Source organism: Thermogemmatispora aurantia, assembly GCF_008974285.1.
Classification (GTDB): domain Bacteria; phylum Chloroflexota; class Ktedonobacteria; order Ktedonobacterales; family Ktedonobacteraceae; genus Thermogemmatispora; species Thermogemmatispora aurantia.
In genome coordinates this window covers 877,099-896,663 of sequence record NZ_BKZV01000001.1, presented here as the reverse complement: position 1 = coordinate 896,663, position 19,565 = coordinate 877,099, and the positions used below count along the sequence as shown (strand labels likewise).

Annotated in this window: 19 protein-coding genes; 11 read left to right on the top strand and 8 right to left on the bottom strand. The window is 58.4% G+C overall.

Translation table 11 applies throughout. The annotated features are described in order from the left end of the window. Window positions 1-187: 187 nt before the first annotated feature. Both mctP and KTAU_RS03500 read right to left on the bottom strand, forming a co-directional pair. The gene (gene mctP / locus KTAU_RS03505) at window positions 188-1,774 is read right to left on the bottom strand and encodes a monocarboxylate uptake permease MctP (RefSeq protein WP_151727045.1); all 1,587 of its coding nucleotides are present in this window, start codon (window positions 1,772-1,774) and stop codon (window positions 188-190) included. Between the two features lie 105 nt (window positions 1,775-1,879). Then, on the bottom strand, window positions 1,880-2,074 hold the full coding sequence (locus KTAU_RS03500; protein WP_151727044.1) for a DUF3311 domain-containing protein: 195 nt from the start codon (window positions 2,072-2,074) through the stop codon (window positions 1,880-1,882). A 585-nt stretch (window positions 2,075-2,659) separates the two neighbouring features. On the opposite strand from KTAU_RS03500, the gene KTAU_RS03495 reads away from it, so the two are divergent. Together KTAU_RS03495 and KTAU_RS03490 are read left to right on the top strand one after the other, a co-directional pair. Next, window positions 2,660-3,835: a protein kinase family protein gene (locus tag KTAU_RS03495; protein ID WP_151727043.1), complete on the top strand. Its 1,176-nt coding sequence runs from the start codon at window positions 2,660-2,662 to the stop codon at window positions 3,833-3,835. A gap of 422 nt (window positions 3,836-4,257) precedes the next feature. Beyond that, window positions 4,258-5,166 (top strand): HpcH/HpaI aldolase/citrate lyase family protein, encoded by a 909-nt coding sequence (locus KTAU_RS03490; protein ID WP_170293025.1) that lies wholly within the window; start codon window positions 4,258-4,260, stop codon window positions 5,164-5,166. Window positions 5,167-5,307: 141 nt separating this feature from the next. On the opposite strand, the gene KTAU_RS03485 is transcribed toward KTAU_RS03490, so the two are convergent. The 3 genes from KTAU_RS03485 to KTAU_RS03475 all read right to left on the bottom strand — a co-directional run bounded on the left by KTAU_RS03485 (window position 5,308) and on the right by KTAU_RS03475 (window position 8,073). Continuing rightward, window positions 5,308-5,823, bottom strand: coding sequence for a MaoC family dehydratase (locus KTAU_RS03485; protein ID WP_151727042.1), 516 nt, complete (start codon window positions 5,821-5,823; stop codon window positions 5,308-5,310). A gap of 29 nt (window positions 5,824-5,852) precedes the next feature. Then, window positions 5,853-7,031: an acyl-CoA dehydrogenase family protein gene (locus KTAU_RS03480; RefSeq protein WP_228026297.1), complete on the bottom strand. Its 1,179-nt coding sequence runs from the start codon at window positions 7,029-7,031 to the stop codon at window positions 5,853-5,855. Window positions 7,032-7,146: 115 nt separating this feature from the next. Then, the gene (locus tag KTAU_RS03475; protein WP_112428705.1) at window positions 7,147-8,073 is read right to left on the bottom strand and encodes a LysR family transcriptional regulator; all 927 of its coding nucleotides are present in this window, start codon (window positions 8,071-8,073) and stop codon (window positions 7,147-7,149) included. A 394-nt stretch (window positions 8,074-8,467) separates the two neighbouring features. Here KTAU_RS03475 and KTAU_RS03470 point away from each other — a divergent pair, with 394 nt between their 5' ends. From KTAU_RS03470 to pheA, 5 genes are all read left to right on the top strand, one after another. After that, the gene (locus tag KTAU_RS03470; protein ID WP_170293024.1) at window positions 8,468-9,298 is read left to right on the top strand and encodes a cytidylate kinase-like family protein; all 831 of its coding nucleotides are present in this window, start codon (window positions 8,468-8,470) and stop codon (window positions 9,296-9,298) included. A 241-nt stretch (window positions 9,299-9,539) separates the two neighbouring features. Next, window positions 9,540-9,731: a hypothetical protein gene (locus tag KTAU_RS03465; protein ID WP_151727040.1), complete on the top strand. Its 192-nt coding sequence runs from the start codon at window positions 9,540-9,542 to the stop codon at window positions 9,729-9,731. Between the two features lie 229 nt (window positions 9,732-9,960). Continuing rightward, window positions 9,961-10,341: a DUF983 domain-containing protein gene (locus tag KTAU_RS03460; protein ID WP_151727039.1), complete on the top strand. Its 381-nt coding sequence runs from the start codon at window positions 9,961-9,963 to the stop codon at window positions 10,339-10,341. Between the two features lie 56 nt (window positions 10,342-10,397). Continuing rightward, a complete protein-coding gene (locus KTAU_RS21430) occupies window positions 10,398-10,544 on the top strand; it encodes a hypothetical protein (RefSeq protein WP_170293023.1) in 147 nt (48 codons plus the stop codon). 63 nt (window positions 10,545-10,607) lie between these two features. Continuing rightward, on the top strand, window positions 10,608-11,564 hold the full coding sequence (pheA, locus tag KTAU_RS03455; protein ID WP_151727038.1) for a prephenate dehydratase: 957 nt from the start codon (window positions 10,608-10,610) through the stop codon (window positions 11,562-11,564). Between the two features lie 328 nt (window positions 11,565-11,892). On the opposite strand, the gene KTAU_RS03450 is transcribed toward pheA, so the two are convergent. Beyond that, window positions 11,893-12,924, bottom strand: a complete 1,032-nt coding sequence (locus tag KTAU_RS03450) for a P-loop NTPase (protein ID WP_151727037.1) — start codon at window positions 12,922-12,924, stop codon at window positions 11,893-11,895. Window positions 12,925-13,456: 532 nt separating this feature from the next. On the opposite strand from KTAU_RS03450, the gene KTAU_RS03445 reads away from it, so the two are divergent. The 4 genes from KTAU_RS03445 to KTAU_RS03430 all read left to right on the top strand — a co-directional run bounded on the left by KTAU_RS03445 (window position 13,457) and on the right by KTAU_RS03430 (window position 17,451). Further along, a complete protein-coding gene (locus KTAU_RS03445; protein ID WP_112428693.1) occupies window positions 13,457-14,143 on the top strand; it encodes a Crp/Fnr family transcriptional regulator in 687 nt (228 codons plus the stop codon). A gap of 346 nt (window positions 14,144-14,489) precedes the next feature. Beyond that, window positions 14,490-15,527, top strand: coding sequence for a decaprenyl-phosphate phosphoribosyltransferase (locus KTAU_RS03440; protein WP_228026296.1), 1,038 nt, complete (start codon window positions 14,490-14,492; stop codon window positions 15,525-15,527). A 21-nt stretch (window positions 15,528-15,548) separates the two neighbouring features. Further along, entirely contained in the window at window positions 15,549-16,646 is a 1,098-nt protein-coding gene (locus KTAU_RS03435) for a lysylphosphatidylglycerol synthase transmembrane domain-containing protein (protein WP_151727036.1), read from the top strand. 7 nt (window positions 16,647-16,653) lie between these two features. After that, the gene (locus tag KTAU_RS03430; RefSeq protein WP_228026295.1) at window positions 16,654-17,451 is read left to right on the top strand and encodes a polyprenol monophosphomannose synthase; all 798 of its coding nucleotides are present in this window, start codon (window positions 16,654-16,656) and stop codon (window positions 17,449-17,451) included. A gap of 143 nt (window positions 17,452-17,594) precedes the next feature. Here KTAU_RS03430 and KTAU_RS03425 read toward each other — a convergent pair whose 3' ends face one another. Then, on the bottom strand, window positions 17,595-18,152 hold the full coding sequence (locus tag KTAU_RS03425) for an NYN domain-containing protein (RefSeq protein ID WP_151727035.1): 558 nt from the start codon (window positions 18,150-18,152) through the stop codon (window positions 17,595-17,597). Window positions 18,153-18,301: 149 nt separating this feature from the next. After that, complete coding sequence (locus KTAU_RS03420; protein ID WP_151727034.1) at window positions 18,302-19,318, bottom strand: hypothetical protein; 1,017 nt, start codon at window positions 19,316-19,318, stop codon at window positions 18,302-18,304. Window positions 19,319-19,565: the final 247 nt, after the last annotated feature.

Below are 19,565 nucleotides of genomic sequence, written 5' to 3'. Positions count from 1 at the left end.
CACCCTCATGGGTGGTGGTGGGTGAAAGGATGCTCGTCTCTCTTCGTTGGTCCCAAAGCTTCAAGCGAGCCTGCGTCTTCTTCCTTCCGTTGGGCCTAAGCGGGGCCGGCGTTGTCAGCCTGCGTGTGCCGGGCGGGTAGCGGACGAAAGAGCAAGCCAGACCCCACCAACAGAAACAGAACAGGACTCAGGCCAGTTCCTCCATCAGCGGCTCTTTGGGCAGAGCGGCCAGCCCTTCTTCCTCGTAGTCGCTGGGCTGTGTATTGTCCTTCCCCGAAGGGACGCCCAGAGCGCGGAAGACCGGCGTCAAGATCAGCGTCAACACCAGATTGAGCAGCAGCGAATAGACGGCGATGTAGGCAGCGATCTTCACGTTGCCGAGAGAGATCGTAAAGACCGAGGAGGCGAAATTATTGGCTACCGCCATCCATGTGCCGGCTATCATCCCGCCGGCCCAGCCGATGATCATCGCCCAGCGGTGCATCCAGTTGGTATAGAGGCCCAGGAAGACCGGAGGCAGTGTCTGAATAATCCAGACGCCGCCCAGGAGCTGGAAGTTGATAATATTGGTAGCTGGCACCAGCAGGATAAAGAGCAGGGCACCGAACTTCACCACCAGCGAGACCACCTTCGCCACCGTCGACTCCTCGCGGTCCGAGCAATTCGGGCGGAAGTACTCCTTATAGATATTGCGCGTAAAGAGGTTGGCCGCGGCGATCGACATTACTGCGGCGGGGACCAAAGCTCCGATCGAGATAGCGGCGAAAGCGAAGCCCGCAAACCAATCGGGGAAAGCCCAGCTCATGAGCGAAGGCACGGCCCCATTGGCCTTATAGTTGTGGAAAGCAGGCTGGCTCGTGACTCCCGTGCCGGCGGCAATGGCCATATAACCAAGGAGAGCCAGCAAGCCCAGCATCAGCGAATAGAGGGGCAGCAGTGCCGCATTGCGCTTCACTACCTGGCGACTGCTACTGCTGAGCACGCCTGTCATCGCGTGCGGATAGAGGAAGAGAGCCAGAGCCGAACCGAGAGCCAGAGTCGCGTAAGCCAGCTGAGCCTGGGGTGTGGTCAGCAGATCGCGGAAGGTCGTGCCTTGAGCAATGGCGCTCAGATGCTTCGTATGGGCCGCGGCAAAGATATTGCCGAAGCCGCCCAGCTTGATCGGGATCACGATGATCGCCGCAATCATCACCGTAAAGATCATCAGATCTTTGACCAGAGCGATCATCGCAGGCGCGCGCAAGCCACTGGTATAGGTGTAGGCAGCCAGAATGAGGAAAGCGATAATCAAAGCGGCCTCAACCGGGACACCCATCTGAGCGATCGAGACCTCGATACCGAACATCTGGAGGGCAATGTAGGGCATCGTCGCCAGAATGCCGGTGAAGGCGACCACCAGAGCGAGGGTGCTGCTCCCGAAACGGTCGCGGACAAAGTCCGAAGCAGTGATGTAGCCGTGCTTCCTGGCAACGCTCCAGAAGCGTGGCATCAGCAAATAGACGAGGGGATAAGCTACAATCGTGTAGGGAACAGCAAAGAAGCCGGTTGCCCCGCTGTTGAACATCAGGCCCGGCACAGCAACGAAAGTGTAGGCTGTATAGAGGTCGCCGCCCAGCAGGAACCAGGTAATCACGGTGCCAAAGCGTCGACCCGCGAGCCCCCACTCATTCAGCAGGCTTAGATCACCGCGGCGCCAGCGAGCGGCGACGAAGCCCAGCACGGTGACAAGAATGAAAAATACGATGAAGACGCTTAAAGCAACGACATTGACCATTGCAGTCTTTCCTTTCTCGGCAGGCATTGCATCACGGTGCAATGCGGCAATCCGTTGCGCAGATGCTCGAACAACGCTGTTCTCAGGGCCGCTTGCTTTGCTGGCTCAGGCTTTCAACCAGTAAACGATGCCAGTGACCAGCGCGCCGAGAATGGTCCAGAGCAGCTGGTACCAGTAGAAAAATGGGATGCCGATGAGCTCCGGCTGATAGGAGTTGTAGAGAAAGGGCAGCAGGGTAGCAATAAAGGGGATGATGAGCAGGAGAAGAGGCCAGCGTCTCTTCTCGGTACGGGTAACCATAAGCTGTCACTCCTTTGAAACAGGTGGTACGATCCCCGCGGCGCGTTGGGAGACGGTTGGATGGAAAAACCTGGTATGGTCGGCCCGGCCCGGTATCGCACGATAGCAAGAGCCAGCGCACAGGCATGAGGCAATGGATGAAGGAACCTCCACCTCACCGGCTGGCTCGTTGGCTCACTCGCTGTTGGCCTTTGCCGAGACCATCCCCGCGTGCGCCCTTGCACGCAGCAGGCCCGATTAGGCTGAATTGGCGTGTCTCTCAGTCTGTACTGTTGCTGGACCCGGCAACCGACACGCGCAGTGCTGATTGGTATGCTATAATCGTACGCAATAAAGGTCGAAAAGTCAACCCGCCCTTGAAACTAGTCATTCGGACAACCGTGTCTTATGTCCTTCCCTCACTTCTCTCCCAAGCCAAAGCAGACTGGTATGATTGGAGCAACAGGGGCATTCCCCGCCAGTGCAGAAGTATAATAATATAAAGGTAGCACTACTAGATGGTATGCCAATCTGTTAAGCTCTTCCTAGATATACGTCATATGTAATAAAAAGGATATAAAAAGAAGAAAGGCAGATTGTCAGCTCATGAACGAAGCGCAGACGAAAGAGAGCGCGTGGGATGTGGAGGAACGGGAGCTGCGGGGGGCGGCCCTGCCGGAAGGCTCGATCATCCTCGGCGGGCGCTATCGTCTGATCCGCCTGCTGCATGAGCGTCCGCGTGTCCATCTCTACCTTGCCAGGCGTCTCTCGGGCAGGCGGGAGCGCATCCAGTACAGTGAGGAGCCGGAGCCACTGGTGGCGGTGCGCGAGCTGTTGCTTGGTGGACTGAGTGCTCGTGAGCGCATGCAGATCGAACGTGCGGCCTATGAAGAATTTGCCTCCTTCACGCTCCTGGCCTCACCGCGTCTGCCCGAGGCGGGGGATCGACTGCGGGTAGAAGGGGATCGGCACTATCTGGTCCAGCAGCTGATTGGTTTGCGGCAGGCACGTGAACTGGAGGTCATGACCCTGGCTGACCTGCTGCTTGCCGATGGGCGCTGGCCGGCCTGGCTTGATCTGGAAGTTGCGCTCTCCTGGAGTATTCAGCTCGCCCGGCTGGTGGCGCGCCTGCATCGCCTTGGCTGTGTCCTTGGGGACCTCGACCCCGCCACTGTGCTGATCGACGCTGAGGGGCGGGCCCCCTGGTCTCCGACGCTGCTCGTATCCTGGCCGCCGCCACCGGTCTTCTGGCAAGCGACTGTAGGCACACCGCAGCTAGCGGTCGAGCATTACCGCCAGCTCTTTCCGTCGCCTGCGCCCTCGGCGGCCAACCCATTCGTGGCCCCCGAGGTCTTTTCAGGCCAGTGTGACGAGCGCTCCGATGTTTATTCGCTGGGGGCGCTCCTCTACCTGCTTTGCACCCACTACGCTCCCATTACCGCGACTCATCGCCAGTTAGCTGAGATCCTCGATTGCGAAGAGATGGGGGCTGAGGTTCCTGATCCTCTGGAGCCATTGCCCGTGCCCGAGGGCCTGGCGCTGGTGCCCCCGCATTTGCTGAATGTTCATCTCCCGCTCGCCATAGAGGATATCCTCTTACGGGCTTTGGCTCTGGACCCTGAGCAGCGCTATCCCTCAGCCTTCGCCCTGGTAGAGGAGCTGGAGGCCCTGGATCTGCGTCGTCTAGGGATCTTGCGCTATCGGCCAGGCATCCTGGCCCGTTGCTTAAGCAAGCTCTCCGCCTTCCTGCGGCGCTGCATCGGAGCTGATGGTCTTGTCTAGTCAACATTCTACTGCCTGGCTCCTGATCTCCCATGTGACCGGCTCTGCTCAGGACCATCAGCGTACTGGCCAGGCAAGTGCTGGCAATGATGGCCACTGCCTTTCTTCGGAGCGGAGGGGCCTTGTCGCTCTTCTCGGCTCCCTCTAGCCTGGTCTGTTGCCTCTCCTTGCTCCCGGGATCTGCTTCTCACTGCCAGCCTCTCTCTCCTGCCAGGTCTGGTTGCCGCTCCTTCTCGCCATTCATCGGGCTGATCAGACTGGCCAGCAGCACAGCAGGACGTCTGCCGAAATGTCAGGCTCTGACCCAGGGTGATGGGAAAAGGATGGTATGATAGAGAGAGATTAGAAAGGCTCTGGTCTCGCCCTCGTGGCGCCGACTGCTTTCTCCACAGCAGATGAGCAAAGGAGAGGATACAGCGATCATGAGCATGGTGCGCCTGAGACGCAGCGAACTGTCGACGCCGGCCAGCAATGTGCGCATGCTGCAAAAGGCGGCAGCCAGTCAGGCCGATCTTGTCATGCTGGATCTAGAGGATTCCGTTTCCCCCGCCGAGAAAGAGAAAGCGCGGGGGCAGGCCATTGAAGCCCTGCGCTCTCTGGACTGGGGAAACAAGACCCGTGCGGTGCGTATCAACGATCTTGAAAGCGAGTATGCCTATCGTGACATTGTGGCGCTTGTCGAAGAGGCGGGGGAACACCTTGACATCCTGATCGTCCCTAAAGTCAAGCGAGCGCGTGATGTCTGGTGGGTTGATCGCTTGCTGACCCAGATCGAGAAGCGTTGCAAGCTGACGAAGTCCATTGGACTGGAGGTTTTGATTGAAGAGACCGAAGCCCTGATCAATGTTGAAAAGATCGCCCGGGCCAGTAAACGTCTAGAGGCCCTGATCTTTGGTCCTGCCGACTATGCGGCTTCCCAGGGCATCGATCTCAAGTATATCGGCAACGATCTGGATGCCTACCCTGGTGACCTCTGGCACTATGCGCGCAACAAAATTGTCGTGGCGGCACGGGCAGCGGGCATCGAGGCCATTGATGGCCCCTACATCGATATTCGCAATCTCGATGGCTACCGGCGCGAATGCCTGCGGGCAAGCGTATTGGGCTTCAGCGGCAAATGGGCTATTCATCCTGAGCAGATTCCCATTGCCAACGAGGTCTTCGCGCCCGCGCCTGAGCAAGTGACCCAGGCGCGTCGGCTGCTGGCTCTCTACGAAGAAGCTCAGCGTCATGGGCAGGGCGCTATCGAAGTCGAAGGCCGCATGATCGACGTGGCCGTTATTCGCAACGCGCGGCAGCTCATTGCCCGCGCCGATCTGCTGAGCATCTAATCCGCCCAATGGCAGGCGTCGGCCCACCAGGCTGCGCCTGCCTGTCTGCCTGTCTGTCTGTCTGCTTCTGCTACTCTGCTCTCCTGATCAGTCTGGTGATCAGTCTGGCCGCTGCCGCCTGCCAGAGGCTGGCGGATCGGCCTAGACACTGGTTCCGTCGCGCCCGTGCTCAATCCTGCTGCGGATCTGGCGCTGCAGCTCCTCATCCAGGGCGCGCGTAGGTACCAGCACGCGCCTCCGGTACGACAGAACCTTTTCCCCACGCTGATTGTAGGCCACTGTCTCGACGGTCACAATGCCGCGGTCTGGCTTACTGGTCGAGAGCCGCTTATCGAGTACGCGCGACTCGGCATAAATCGTATCGCCGTGAAAGGTCGGGGCCAGGTGCTTGACCTCCTCAAATTCAAGATTAGCGATTGCTTTCCCACTCACATCGGGCACCGACATGCCGAGCACAATGCTAAAGACCAGGGCCCCCACGACCAGGCGTTGCTTATGCTGCGTGTGCGCGGCATAATTAGCATCGATATGCAGGGGATTATGGTTCATCGTCAGCATGCAAAACAGCATATCGTCGTACTCGGTGATGGTGCGCCCTGGCCAATGCTTATAGACATCCCCAACCTCGAAATCTTCATAGCAGCGACCGAACGACATAGTGTTCTCTCCTTCTCCAAGCAAGCTAGCTAAGACGGTTGCTCGTCAAGCGCGTACCGCTGAAGGAGCTGGCGGGCGATGATCAGACGCTGGATCTCGCTCGTTCCCTCGCCGATCAGCATAAAAGGAGCATCGCGATAATAGCGCTCGACGTTGAACTCCTTGACGTAGCCAAAGCCGCCGTGGATGCGCAGCGCTTCCAACGTCACGCGCTGGCACATCTCGGTGGCGAAGAGCTTCGCCATCCCGGTTTCGAGATCGCAGCGCCCGCCGGCGTCCTTCTTGCGGGCTGCCTCATGGAGCAGCAGCCGGGCGGCCTCGATCTCCGTGTACATATCGGCGAGCTTAAGCTGGATGGCCTGATGTTCAGCGATCGGCTGACCGAAGGTGCGGCGTTGCTGAGCATAGCGAATAGCATCTTCAAAGGCGGCGCGAGCCAGGCCCACAGCGCGAGCGGCCACATTGAGCCGTCCGATCTCCAGACCACTCATTGCCTGCTTGAAGCCCTGGCCCTCGACGCCGCCAAGCAGATTAGCCGCTGGTACGCGCACCTCCTCAAAGACCAGCTCAGCCGTATCCACTCCCTTGTAGCCTAACTTCGCAAAGGTGCGGCCCACGTGGAGGCCCGGTGTCTCCTTCTCGACCAGAAAGAGGCTCATGCCGCGGTAGGATGGCTGAGCCTGGGGATCAGTGCGCGCCAGCACTGCCAGAATCCTGGCGTGAACTCCGTTGGTCACCCAGAGTTTGGCCCCGTTGAGTAAGTAAGATTCGCCGTCGCGCATCGCTGTCATACGAATAGCCTGCACATCGCTACCAGCCTCGGCCTCTGAGAGACAGAGAGCACCTCGACGTCTGCCCTCGGCCATCACTGGCAGAAAGCGCTGACGTTGCTCTTCTGTACCGTACTGAGTAATCAAAGCAGCGACCAGGATGTGCGTATTGACTATGCCGGCCAGACTCATCCAGCCGCGGGCCAGCTCCTCGATGAGCTGGACATAGGTTAGCAAGTCCAGTCCCAGACCGCCATAGCTCTCGGGGATAGTGGCGGCGAAAAGACCGAGGCGGCGCAGCTCTTCGACCAGCTCGCTCGGATAACGGTCCTCATGTTCCAACTGCTGAGCAGCTGGGAGCACTGCGCGCTCCACAAAGCGCCTGATCTCGGCGACCAGCAGACGCCGTTCCTCATCGGCGTGTGATGGCATCTCCATTGATGAGCCTCCTTTGCTTGCTGTACGACAGTCTCGCCCAATAGAGTGGCTCCGCCTGGCAGCCGAGCCAGAGCCCGTGCTCTCTGATGGACGGTAGCCGTAGCCGGCGTCGGCGCTAGGAGCGCGGGGGTTCTTGCTTGCGGAGCCGCTTATCAGCGTGCTGTAAGAGAAAGAGCTTAAAAGCTCGTGCTGTGGCAGAAAGATTTTTATCCTTCAGATGCACGATGCGCCACTGGCGAATGATCGGAAAACCCTCGACATCGAGAATAACCAGGCGCCCTGTCTCCAGCTCCATATCGATGGCTACCCGTGAGATTAGGGCGATCCCCAGGCCGGCGGCCACGCCCTGCTTAATAGCGCTGTTATTGCCCACCTGCATAGCCACCTTCAGTGGAACCCCGGCCTCCTGGAAAAGGCCCTCCAGCGCTGCGCGCGTGCCCGAGCCGACCTCGCGCAGCAGAAAGGTCTCGCGTGTCACCTCCTCGAAGGGGACCTTACTGTGCCCTGCAAGGCGATGCGTCGGTGCGGCCACCAGCACCAGCTCGTTAAAGGCAAAAGGCTCGATAACTACCGGAATATCATCGGGAACTCGTCCAACCACCGCAATATCGATACGGTTATTGGCCAGAGCGTCCACTACCGCGGCCCGATTGAGCACGTTCAAGGTAATCTCGACCTCGGGATACATCTGGTGAAACTTGCCGAGCAGGCGCGGGATGACATAGGAGCCGACGGTGGTATCGGCGGCCACGCTGAGTCGTCCATAGTGGGGGCTGCGCAGTGACTCGATGACCTCCAGGGCCTCCTCGATAACCGAGAAAATCTTCTGGCTGTAGAGATATAGCTCCTCGCCAGCCTGCGTTAGATGGGTCTTGCGCCCGATCTGGTCGAAGAGCTTAACGCCCAGACTCTCCTCAAGCTGGCGAATCTGTGCGGAGACAGCGGGCTGGCTAAAATGGAGTTCCTCAGCGGCACGGACAAAGCTACAGTGTTTGGCGACCACCTGGAACGTTGCAAGCTGATGCAGATTGAGCGTGCGCATGGGGTCTCCTGGCAAGGGAATGGGAATCGACAGTATAGGCGTCAGACGTAGAAAGCACAGTTGCCCAGATGCTTGCTCTTTGTCGTCTATTTATATTTCTTATCTTAGAAGAAACGGGCGAGCCTCGACAAGCCAGCAAAGAACGGCAGCGCGCTCTTGGAGAGAGCACCTGGCAGGCTGTCGCGGAGAAGGCCCCAGGGCGGGGCAGACCCGGACTTGATTGACCTTGCGTCTGGCACTGCCCTCAGTATACCATGAGGGAGAGGAGGGCTGCAGAGGAGCAGCGAGCAGTTCTGCTTGGGTATGGATCAGTGCCTGCTGACCGGCGAGCGGATACGCGGGAGCGATGGCCAACCAGTCAGTGGGAGTGGCCAGTAAGTCAAGGAGCCAGAGTATGAGCAGTGAGAACGAGGAGCAGGTTCGCGAGCGGGCTGTAGAGGAAGTGAGCGAGGAGCGCTCTGTCAGCCTCGAAAGGAGGGAGAGCCCGACGCGCCCGCTCGAGGGACACGGCTGGAGCGAGGAGCTGCCGACCGGGATTCCTCCCCAGGGAACAGTGGTGATCACCATCACCCGTCAGCTTGGCAGCGGCGGCAGCGAAGTAGGGCGCCTGGTGGCCCGTCGTACGGGGCTGCGCTATCTGGATCGCCAAATTATTACGGAGGTGGCCCGTCGTCTGGGCGTGGATGTCCGCGAAGCAAGGCGCCTCGATGAATATACCGCCGGTGTCGCTGCTCAGATCCTTGAGGCCGTGCGTGCCAGCCAGCCATTCACCCTCAACTATGCTGGCCTGCTTGGCCAGGCCAGTCGTCCCCTGCAGCAGTATGATGAGGTTGCCTATCTGCACCTGACCCAGAAAGTCATTTTGGAAATGGCCGCGCAAGGAAACGTCGTCATCGTTGGCCGTGGCTCCCAGTTTTTGCTGCAAGACACTCCACGCACGCTCCATGTTGCTGTGTTTGCCCCGCTGACCCAGCGCATCGCTCGCGTCATGAGTACGCTTCATATTGATCAGCGCCGAGCGCGGGAGCTAATCGAGCAACGTGACTATGAGTATGCTGCTTACCTGCGCCGCTACTATGGAAGCGACGGCCAGCAGCCAGGCCTCTACCACTTGCTGATCAATACTGGCCTCTTCTCCTTCGAGCAAGCCGCTGATCTTATCTGTCAAGCCCTCTCTGCTGTCAGCCGCGGACCGGAGGCCGACCTGTCCTCCCCTCAGCAGTGAGTGATTGGACAGCCGGCGCTGCCCTATGGTATACTGTAGCGAAAGCAGGCAGGTCAGAGGTCTTTTTCTTCTGTGCCGTGGAGCAATCAGCCAGCCTGCGAGCGGGGGTGGTATGGCGGAGCGAGCCTGACGGATGACAGGAAGGCGCTTCCGTCTGGGGAGGGGGCGTTGTGCGAACCGCAAGCTATGACTGCCTATAGAGCAAAATCTGTTCATCATCAGCTGAAAGGGGGTAGCGCTTATGCCACGTAAGGGTGAGCTGTCCAAGACAGCGCGCGCATCGCTAGCCAATCGTGAAGAGGTCAACCATCTGACCAGCCGCATTTGTGCGAAGTGCGGTGAGCCGATCATGCTGAAGGAGCTGCAGCCAGTAAAGGTGATCGGCAAGGGCATGGTATATTATCACAAGAGTCACTATAACATCCAGCAGTAGGAGCGTTATCGGCGGGGAGCGTACTCAGCGCGAGCAGGCCGGGAGTGCTCAAGGAAGTGCTCACAGGCAAGTAGGGCTTAAGCTACTTTGGCCCTGCTAGGCATGGCCCGCCAGCGCCCCCGCCCACCCAGCTCAGGCAAGCGGTTCTGACCTTCTTTTGCTCTGGGACGGTGGCGCGACGTAACGACGGCGCTGAGTGTGTGTCTTCGCCTGAGAAGGTGTTGAGCCAATGACATGGAAACGTGCACGTGTGTTATTCTTCCGGGCCTTGTTGCTGCGCTGTCCGGTTTGTGGCGAGGGTAAGCTCTACTGTGGGCTGTTCAAGACCTATGAGCGCTGTCCTGCCTGCAATTTCGAGTACGAGCGTGAGCCAGGCTACTATACCGGAGCGATGGCTGTTAACCTGGTGCTGAGTGAACTGCTCATTACCGCGATCACTCTCCCACTGGCGGTCAACACCAGTGTCCCCTTCATTCCCCTGCTCATCTGGGGCATGACGATGCCTATCATCTTCCCCCTCATCTTCTATCGACACACGAAAAGCTTCTGGATGGCCTTTGACCATCTCCTGCATCCAGTAACCAACGAGCGCATCTTTTTCCCCGAGTAGAGGAACGTCAGTGCGAGTGCCAACGGAAGGTAGGAAGGGGCGGTAGGAGGGAGCAGGTGCAGAGACCGCCTGGTGCCCTGGCCGAGGGTGGTTCTACCTTGCTCCATGCCGATGGGAGCTATCTGACCGCCTGGCCGGACGTCCTGGCCTCGCTTTATGCTGATCTGTCTTGGCCAGTGTCAATCGTCAATCTTTCCTCTTGACAGTGGAAGCAGGAGTTGGGACAATCGAGAGCAACTATACAGGTGAGGAGTAAGGTATCTTTGATGGTACAATCGCTAGAGCATGAGCAGGATCGTCCTCCATTGGAGGAGTCGGCTCCTCCCGCTGTGGGAACGGCCTCGGTCGCAGGAGAAGGGCAGGAGGGGCCAACCACGACTGACGTCAGGGAGAGCGGGGGTCTCACTATTCGTGTAGCTTTTCAGGGAGAGCGAGGTGCCTTTGGCGATGAAGCGGTGCGGGCCTACTTTGGCCCTGTCAGCGAGCCGCAGCCCTATCGCAGTTTTGCGGACGTCTTTCACGCCGTTGCCGCTGGCGCGGTCGACTATGGCCTGGTGCCGGTAGAAAATTCGCAGGCTGGCAGTATCAATGAGGTCTATGATCTGCTGCGTCAGTACGATCTCTTTGTCATTGGTGAGATCAGCCTGCCAGTGAACCACTGCCTGCTTTGTTTACCCGGGCAGCAGCTCAGCGATATCAAGCGTGTGATCTCCCATCCGCAGGCTCTGGCCCAGAGCGAGGCCTTTCTGCGCGAGCTAGGTGTGGAGGTTGTTGCCAGCTATGATACTGCTGGTAGCGCTAAAATGATTCGTGAGCAGAATCTGCGTGGAGTAGCTGCTGTGGCTGGGGCGGCGGCAGCAGAGCTATATGGCCTGCAGATTCTAGCCGAGGGCATCCAAACCATCAAGGATAACCACACGCGCTTCATCGCTCTGGGGCGTGATCCGGCGCCACGACGTGAAGGCCCGGCCAAGACGATGATTGTCATGGCGACGCCGCATCAGCCTGGGGCGCTCTATCGCTGTCTGGGCGTGCTGGCTGAACGGGGCATCAACCTGCTCAAGCTGGAGTCGCGTCCCTCGCGCCAGCGTGTCTGGGAGTATGTCTTCTATCTCGACTTCGAGGGGCACCGCGACGATCCAGCCGTGCGCAGTGCCCTGGCCGATCTGGCGCAGTATACTACCTTTTGCAAAGTCCTCGGCTCCTTTCCACGCCGCATTTAGTCAACTCGCGCTGGAGGCCTGGCGAGCAAGGAAGGCCATGCCAGAACCAGACCAGAGCCAGAAGAGAGCAAGATAGACGGCAGCGCCGAGAGCCTGGCGGGGCACAGCGTAGCGTATTCTTGCTGAGTTTTTCTCGCTTCAGTGTCCCGCTGTGCCCCACTCTGCTTCAGAGTGCTCCGGCCCCGTGCCTCTTCCTCTCACGTATTCCCCGGCTCTTGAGAACCAACGGCTTAGCGGAGGAGTCGTAGTGAGCGAGCAAGGGAGACATCGCTCGCCAACCGACCGCCTGAAGGCGACCGGCACGGCAGAAGAAGCAACGGCATAGGACTTAGCGCTTGATCTTCAGCGTATTCAGGAAGTTCTCCGCCAGCAGCTGGTAGGCCGACGATTCGTACTCTTCAACGCGTCCTGCATCGCAAAGAGCGGCGACCTGGGGATCAATCGGCAGTTGTGCAAGCAGCGGGGCTCCGGTGATAGCGACCAGCTCGGCGCCCTGGCTGGGGCCGAAGATCTCGTAGCGCTCGCCCGAGGGAGTTTCGAAGTAGGCCATATTTTCAACCACGCCGATGATGGTGCCCTTCAAGTGGCGCACCATATTAATGCACTTCTTGACCACCATCGTCGCCAGCAGCTGTGGTGAGGAGACGATGACCACGCCGTCGGGGACGACGGCCTGCATCACCGTCAGCGGCGCATCGGAGGTCCCGGGCGGCAAATCGACCAGCAAGAAATCGAGCAGATCCCATTCGACATCGCTGTAGAATTGCTGGATCGCCTTGGCCACCATTGGCCCGCGCCAGATCACCGGGTCGCTCTCCTCTCCCAGGAACATGTTCATCGAGATAACCTTAATGCCACCGCGACTCTCGACCGGACGAATGCGGTTATCGGGCAACATCGTCGGTTTAGCGCTCAGGCCGAACATGCGCGCCATACTTGGCCCGGTGATATCGGCATCGAGCACACCGACTCGATAGCCCTGACGCCGCAGAGAAACCGCCAGCAGCCCGGTGACGAGCGACTTGCCAACGCCCCCTTTGCCGCTCATCACGGCAATCACGTGCTTGATCTTGCGCCCGCTCCCAGAAGCCATTGTCAGCGGAATGCCCCGTCCAACGGGCGCCTTTTTGGGTGCGACCGAAACTGGCTCGCCCTTGATAGCGGCGTTAAGGTCTTTGAGCAATAAGTCCAGCTTCTCTGGAGGCAGACGGTGAGTGCGTGCTCCCCCAGCGATGCTCTCACGGGAACCGACCGCGCACGCCGTGCAGGGCAACCCGTGCCCGTGGAAGACCTTCACAGTCTCCGGGTGCTTGGTTACCACATCATGAATAACCATATCGGCAGTAATAAGCTCCGCCATATCAGCTGATACCCCGTCCTCTCGCCGACCCGTCGCTGTCAGCCGAGAGCGGACAGGTCGACGTTGGTGTTTCTCTTTTGTGCCTATGTCGGTTGAGCAAAGTGGCTCGCGCACTTAATTCCGACTTGTGCACTAAGTATTATAGCACAGGAAAGCTGGCTCTGGCTATGCTCTGCCCCCGGAGAGAGGGGTGTACCGGTCCGTCCGAGCCTGCCATACCCTGTACCCTGGCGGGATGGAGATGGAGTAAAAAAGCAAGCGAAGTCATGAGAAGAGAGCCATCTCGTGGCATTGCGCGCCCAAAGACTGTATGCTATCATGGCCGCGAAGGCTCCAGTCGAGCGTACGTTAGCTGCCTGGTTAGTGAACGGGTTGTCTGATCAAAGAAAGGACCGGGCGCTTTGTGCCGGTGCTTGCTGATAGAGCTGAGCTGTCTGGTGCCCTCGCTCACGACAACGCACGACTACTTGCTTACTCATTTGAGTACGACCGTTACCTGTCCCGCCACCTATGACCAGGAGAGGAATGACCTATGTCGACAGATGAGACACTGTATTTGAAGCAAGTATCGAGCTTTGCTGAACTTCCCGATGATGATCTCCGCGAGCTCATGGCGGTCGCCAAGAAGCGAATCTTTCGTCCCGGCGAAGTCATCTTCCATCGCGATGATCCGGGGCAGGTACTGTATATTATCAAGGAGGGCAAAGTCAAGATTGCGATCAACAGCCCGGACGGCCAGGAGATCTCCCTGGTCATCTTTGGGAAAGGCGAATATTTCGGGGAATTTGCCCTCCTGGACGGCTTGCCGCGCTCGGCGGATGCGGTGGCTCTGGAGCGCGTCGAGTGCTATACCCTGCAGCGCGACGACTTTCACCGCGCCATTCTCAAGAATCCGCGAATTGCCATTCATATGTTGGAGTCACTCTCGCGGCGCCTGCGCAACACCGATAGGATGATTGAAGACCTCATCTTCCTTGATGTGCCGGGGCGAGTGGCCAAGAAGCTGCTCGAACTTGCTGAGCTGCATGGGGTGCCCACCGAGAACGGAGTGCGTATTGACATTCGACTTACTCAGCAAGATCTGGCTGCAATGGTTGGGGCTTCGCGCGAGAGTGTCAATAAGGTGCTTGGTTATTTTTCCGCCAAGGGGTATATCTCGACTGGTCATCATCGGATTACGCTCCGGCGGCCAGCTGAACTGAAAGAGCGCATTTATTAGCGGACGAGTAGAGAGTACTGGTTGGCCGGAGCCTGTCTTAAAGTCCTTTAGATCTCGCCTTGTCTAATCTCCCTCCTTTCTGTTCTGTCCGTGTCTGGGCTGGCTTCTGGGGCCTGCTGATCGGCTGGGCAGTCAAGGAAGATTTTGTCTCCTTGCCGGCTGAAGATCAACAAAGGTGGGAGAAGAGGTTGAGCCAGGTGAGCCAAGGGGACAGGGCTGAGATAGAAGGCGGACTTCCTGCCAGGTCTGTTACTCCCTTTCCCCACTGCTCGTCTTCACACAAAGGTCAGGGTAGTTGCCCTGCAGGATTGTGCAGTTGAAAGGCAGCGAAGGGAGCGTTTGACCATTGAACGAAGCGTTGACCGATCAAAGAGAGCAATCGCAGCCGGTCGAGCAAAACGCGACATTGGTCAGCGGCGGGGGGGAGGAGGTGGCGGCCAAGAGGACGGTGGTATGCTGGGCTCGTCTTGGGGCTTTGCTGCAGGCTCTGCGTCCGCGCCAGTGGACCAAGAATCTGGCGATCTTTGTGGGCATTCTCTTTGCGAAGCGTCTTTTGGAAGTTACTCCGCTGATCCATGCTCTGCTCGCTTTTATAGCGTTCTGCCTTGTCTCAAGCTTTATTTATTTGCTGAATGATCTACTTGATTTAGAGAGCGACCGGCGTCATCCTCGCAAACGCAATCGTCCCCTGGCCTCGGGTCGTCTACCAATCTCCTGGGCCTGGGTGGCCATGGGGGGTCTCTTGGTGGGGGCGACGCTGCTCACGCTGGCTATTTTTGCCATTCCGCTAGGAGGCCAACATCTCCCTTATAGCTCCCTCGGTGGAGGTGATTTGCTCTTCGCCCTTGTGCTAACAACCTACGTAGTCCTCATGGTGCTCTACAGTGTGTGGCTCAAGCACGTCGTATTGCTAGATGTATTTATTATAGCGAGCGGTTTCTTGCTACGTATTCTGGCGGGAGCTGTAGTCATCTCAGTCGTCATCTCTCCCTGGCTTTATCTAGTAACTATTCTGCTCTCGCTGTTTCTGGCTCTCAACAAGCGGCGGCATGAGCTTGTATTGTTGCAGGGCGAGGCCAGCACTCATCGGCAGATCCTGAAGGAATACAGTCTGCCCCTGCTGGACCAGATGATCACCATTACTGCTGCTGGGACGGTCATGGCCTATAGCCTCTATACCTTCCAGGGTCCAACGGGAGATCATCATCTCATGGTCACGATCCCCCTGGTGCTCTATGGGCTTTTCCGCTATCTCTATCTGGTCTATATGCGCATGGAAGGGGGCAGCCCCGAGGAGGTGCTGCTGCGTGATCGCCCCACGCTGGCGGCAGTCGGGCTCTGTGCTGCAGTAATCGTTGTGGTGCTTTACGCGCTCCCGTCCTAGCAAGTGGAGGATCATCGGCCTATGTTGACTGCGAGCCGGCTTCGGACTGTGCGTACAGGCATAGTCTTTTCTCTGGTGCTGGCGTTTATCGTCCTGGTGGCGATAGGTCTCTATGCGGACTTCCCGCGCATGTTGAGCGCGCTAGCAAGCTTCCGCTGGTCCTTCCTGCCCTTGATTCTCTCTTTGACGCTCTTTAATTACTGTTTCCGCTTTGTCAAGTGGCAATATTATCTCCAGCGTTTACAGATTCGCCTGCCGCGCCTGACTAGCTTTCTGATTTTTCTATCGGGGCTGTCGATGGCCATCACGCCGGGCAAGGTGGGAGAGCTGCTGAAGTCCTATCTTCTCAAGCGTGCGGTGGGAGAACCAATCAGCCGGACGGCCCCGATCATCATGGCCGAGCGGCTTTCAGATGGGCTGGCGATGCTCCTCCTGGCTGCCACGGGTCTGATTTTCTATCGCTTTGGCTGGGAAGTGCTGCTGACTCTTCTTGTGGTGGGCTTAGGAAGCATCTTGCTGATCCAGCATCGTACTCTCTCTTTGAGGATACTCGCGACTGGCGAGCGGCTACCTCTGTTGGCGCGCCTGACGCAGCCACTGCGTGCTTTCTATGAGAGCGCCTATATATTGCTCCGCTGGCGGCCTCTGTTGTTGGCCATTGCTATTGGCTTTCTCTCTTGGTCGGGGGAGTGTCTTGCGCTCTATTTTGTCTTTCTCGGCCTAGGAGTGCCGGCCTCGCCTGACCTCTTGCTCAAGGCCACCTTTATTTTGGCGGTCTCCTCCCTGGTCGGTTCAGCCTCTGGCCTGCCGGGTGGTCTAGGCACCGCCGATGGTAGCTTACTTGGTCTGATCCGCCTGCTGGTTTCCTCCTCCTCTGTCATTGGTGGCACTGCAACTCTGCTGATTCGCTTCTGTACGCTGTGGTTTGGTCTGGCGCTCGGTGTTATCGCATTGCTTGTTTTGCGTCTTACTCAATACAAGAAACTTTTCGTGCCAGAGGCTTATGAGGAAGGAAAGCTGTATTTCTCGACAACTGCAGATTCTGACGCAATGTTGTCTGAAGCCGATGGAAGCTACAATCTATCCCGGGCATCGGTACCTCTAAGCAACGGAGAGTGAGCAATCGATGATGAAAACCTTGATTATCATTCCTACCTACAACGAGAAAGACAACCTGCGCCCCCTGATTGGGGAGATCTTTCGCTATGCTCCAGCGACGGATGTGCTGATTGTGGACGACCATTCACCTGATGGTACGGGAGAGCTGGCTGATGAGCTAGCCAAAGAGGATGCGCGGGTGCATGTACTGCATCGTCCAGGAAAGCTCGGACTGGGCACAGCCTATATCACAGGCTTCAAATATGCCCTGGAACATGGCTATGATGCCGCTTTTGAGATGGATGCGGACTTTTCGCATGATCCGCGCTATCTGCCCGACTTTCTGCGTTTGATTGAAGAGGCCGATCTGGTGATTGGTTCGCGCTATATCAATGGTGGGGCCACGCCCAATTGGCCTTTCCTACGACGCTTGATCAGTGGTGGTGGCAATATTTTTGCGCGTACCGTGCTGGGTCTGCCGGTGCGCGACTGTACAGCTGGCTATCGCTGTTACCGTCGTGAGGTCCTTGAAAGCATCGATCTCGACTCGATTCGCTCGCGTGGCTATGCCTTCCAGGTCGAGCTAGTCTATCGGGTCTGGCGCCAGGGTTTTCGCATTGTTGAGACGCCGATTGTCTTTGTTGATCGGCGGCTAGGCCAGTCCAAGATGTCGAAGGCCATCGTCTTGGAGGGCTTGCTCTTTGTCCTACGTACCCGCTTTGGCCGCAAGCCACCGCTGCCGTCACCGGTCCGGCGTGAGGCCGTTCTGGTGGGGGAAACCGTCGGAAAGGAGGGGCACGAGCGGGTGCCCGAGACCTCCCATTAATCTGGTGAGTCAGCTGTGAGGTGACTCGCTATGGCTCTCTGCAGGCGGCCCTGCGATGGCTTGGAAGGACGGAGAGCGGGCCCGCCGAGCGCTGCTGAAGCGGCTGAACAGTTTGCCAGGCTGGTGGCTGGTGTGAGGTCGCTTCAGTAGCGTCTTTTTTTGGGGGTGCCTCGGTGCTGGTGGCGCTGAGGTCGACGGTGCCTGGGAAAAGGGGGCTCATCTTCGTAGTCTTCCAGCTTGAAGGAAGGGTCAAGTCCATAGAGAGCACGCATGCGCATCTGGTGGGCGAAGCGCTGGGCCAGACGGCGTGGAGGAGCGTTCAGACGAGTGGCCAGGCCCTGAGTGGAATCGGCCAGACCGCCTTGACGGATGACGGCCTGACGTACTTCGCTATCGTCGCTAAAAAGCTGGACCTCGTGTCCGGCGGCTCTGGCCTCGCGGGCGAGGCGAGCGATGACCTGATCGGCGTTTTCGCCGTGTTGTGAGTAAATAATATGGATACGTCTCTCGTAGAGGTGTTGCTCGTGTTTGCCTGATCCATCGAAGACGACCGTGACCTGGTAGGGAGTATGGCGGTAGCGGTGGACGAGTTGGGTGATCAGCAGCTGACGGGCGCTTTCCAGACTGTGAGCCAGAGCGGCGCGGAACTGTGGATTGCGTCGGATCACGTTGTAGCCGTCGACAAGAATGTATTGTCCCATTGTTCACAATCCTCTCTCGTACATTCCACCAGGGAAAGCCTCCTCTATCCAGCGGGCTGCTTGGTCTGGCTCAAGGTGCTGGCCGCCCGAGCGGTATAGCAGGCGGACAAAGGTTCGGCTCTCCTCGCCTGGTGCCTTCAGGTGTATGTTCAGTGAAACCATTGTATCCATTGGAGGAAGAGGTTGATAGTCCCACGAATATCAATGTGGATGGCTCTGAGCAGCAGGGCATCAAAGGCGGATGAGAGTTCGGAGAGGAAGACCGCTGTCAGAGCAAGTGTGAGCAGGGCCAGCAGAGGTAGAGAGAGCCAGAGAGGAAATACGCTCCTTGTGGCATGGGGGAGGGCCTTGGGTGTGGCAATGGGGTCCGCCTGGTGGTAAGCGGCTTTGGAGGTTGCTTGGGAAGTGAGCAGTGGGGAGGAAGGTAGATTGTGGCTGGGGGTAGCCTGCTGCGAGGGTAAGGCGGTGGCCGCAGACGAGGCTAGCGGTGGGCGCAGGGGTGCTTGCTCCCTCGCAGGGAGATCGTGGGTGGAAGACGCGGTGGTGCTCTCAGGGGTAGCTGGACTGCTTGATGGGGCAGCGGCGGAGGGTGAGGGATAGGCTTCCGACGTGATTGGGCCTGGGCTGGTTGGGGGCAGGACTCCCTGCATTTCGACCGTCTCGATCGCTGCAATGAAGGTTGAGGGGGAGCTGGGAGTGCGGAAGCGACCAGCCTGAACACAGGTGAGCAGAGGGTCGGGTGTTGGGCCGCTGTTGTCGGCTTGACAGGTGTAGGGATCGGAAGAGGAAGGAGTAGTAGAAAGGGCTGGGGCTGCGGGAGGAAAAAGGGTACCTTCCAGCGGGGGGACCTCGTGGCGGAAGGGAAGGCCAAGCTCTGCGACGCAGGCGCCGCAGAGGCGGTGCACATGGTCCCAGCATTCGGGGCAGGAGGCACGGCGGCAGCGGAAGCAGAAATGGGACATGCTCATCAGGGCAGCCTCAAGCACAGAAGGGCTGGCCAGGTGTAGCTCTGAGTGCAGGTGTGAGGGGGCAAAGATGGCCCCGCAGGTGCTGCAGGCTACGGTCATAGTTTGTCTGGTCGCCGGAGGACGATAGATGCGCCGGACGCTGCCATGTGGCCCGTGTGACTGGGGAGGCTGGTCGTGTCCTAGAGTGTCTTCATGCATAGCTGCCTGCCCATCTTCTCCGTTGGGATCGAGTCGTCTCCAAGACAAGGCTAGTAAGTGGTCCGTCTCCTGCCTGCTTCGGCTGGCGCAGCAAGCAGTCGATGAAATAGGCCGAGAGGAGGTTAGACCCTCTGTAAAGAGTATACCCTACGGGCAGGAGAAGGTACGCCAGCCGAGCCTCGCACTTGTTGGAACAGTCCCCTCATCTTAATTATGCCCGTTGTCTACTGGAGGGTGCCAGACTCTT

Excerpts from the sequence above, each read along its gene's own strand:
- mctP (WP_151727045.1), bottom strand. The coding sequence starts at position 1,774 with ATGGTCAATGTCGTTGCTTTAAGCGTCTTCATCGTATTTTTCATTCTT.
- KTAU_RS03500 (WP_151727044.1), bottom strand. The coding sequence starts at position 2,074 with ATGGTTACCCGTACCGAGAAGAGACGCTGGCCTCTTCTCCTGCTCATC.
- KTAU_RS03495 (WP_151727043.1), top strand. The coding sequence starts at position 2,660 with ATGAACGAAGCGCAGACGAAAGAGAGCGCGTGGGATGTGGAGGAACGG.
- KTAU_RS03490 (WP_170293025.1), top strand. The coding sequence starts at position 4,258 with ATGAGCATGGTGCGCCTGAGACGCAGCGAACTGTCGACGCCGGCCAGC.
- KTAU_RS03485 (WP_151727042.1), bottom strand. The coding sequence starts at position 5,823 with ATGTCGTTCGGTCGCTGCTATGAAGATTTCGAGGTTGGGGATGTCTAT.
- KTAU_RS03480 (WP_228026297.1), bottom strand. The coding sequence starts at position 7,031 with ATGGAGATGCCATCACACGCCGATGAGGAACGGCGTCTGCTGGTCGCC.
- KTAU_RS03475 (WP_112428705.1), bottom strand. The coding sequence starts at position 8,073 with ATGCGCACGCTCAATCTGCATCAGCTTGCAACGTTCCAGGTGGTCGCC.
- KTAU_RS03470 (WP_170293024.1), top strand. The coding sequence starts at position 8,468 with ATGAGCAGTGAGAACGAGGAGCAGGTTCGCGAGCGGGCTGTAGAGGAA.
- KTAU_RS03465 (WP_151727040.1), top strand. The coding sequence starts at position 9,540 with ATGCCACGTAAGGGTGAGCTGTCCAAGACAGCGCGCGCATCGCTAGCC.
- KTAU_RS03460 (WP_151727039.1), top strand. The coding sequence starts at position 9,961 with ATGACATGGAAACGTGCACGTGTGTTATTCTTCCGGGCCTTGTTGCTG.
- pheA (WP_151727038.1), top strand. The coding sequence starts at position 10,608 with ATGGTACAATCGCTAGAGCATGAGCAGGATCGTCCTCCATTGGAGGAG.
- KTAU_RS03450 (WP_151727037.1), bottom strand. The coding sequence starts at position 12,924 with ATGGCGGAGCTTATTACTGCCGATATGGTTATTCATGATGTGGTAACC.
- KTAU_RS03445 (WP_112428693.1), top strand. The coding sequence starts at position 13,457 with ATGTCGACAGATGAGACACTGTATTTGAAGCAAGTATCGAGCTTTGCT.
- KTAU_RS03435 (WP_151727036.1), top strand. The coding sequence starts at position 15,549 with ATGTTGACTGCGAGCCGGCTTCGGACTGTGCGTACAGGCATAGTCTTT.
- KTAU_RS03430 (WP_228026295.1), top strand. The coding sequence starts at position 16,654 with ATGATGAAAACCTTGATTATCATTCCTACCTACAACGAGAAAGACAAC.
- KTAU_RS03425 (WP_151727035.1), bottom strand. The coding sequence starts at position 18,152 with ATGGGACAATACATTCTTGTCGACGGCTACAACGTGATCCGACGCAAT.
- KTAU_RS03420 (WP_151727034.1), bottom strand. The coding sequence starts at position 19,318 with ATGCATGAAGACACTCTAGGACACGACCAGCCTCCCCAGTCACACGGG.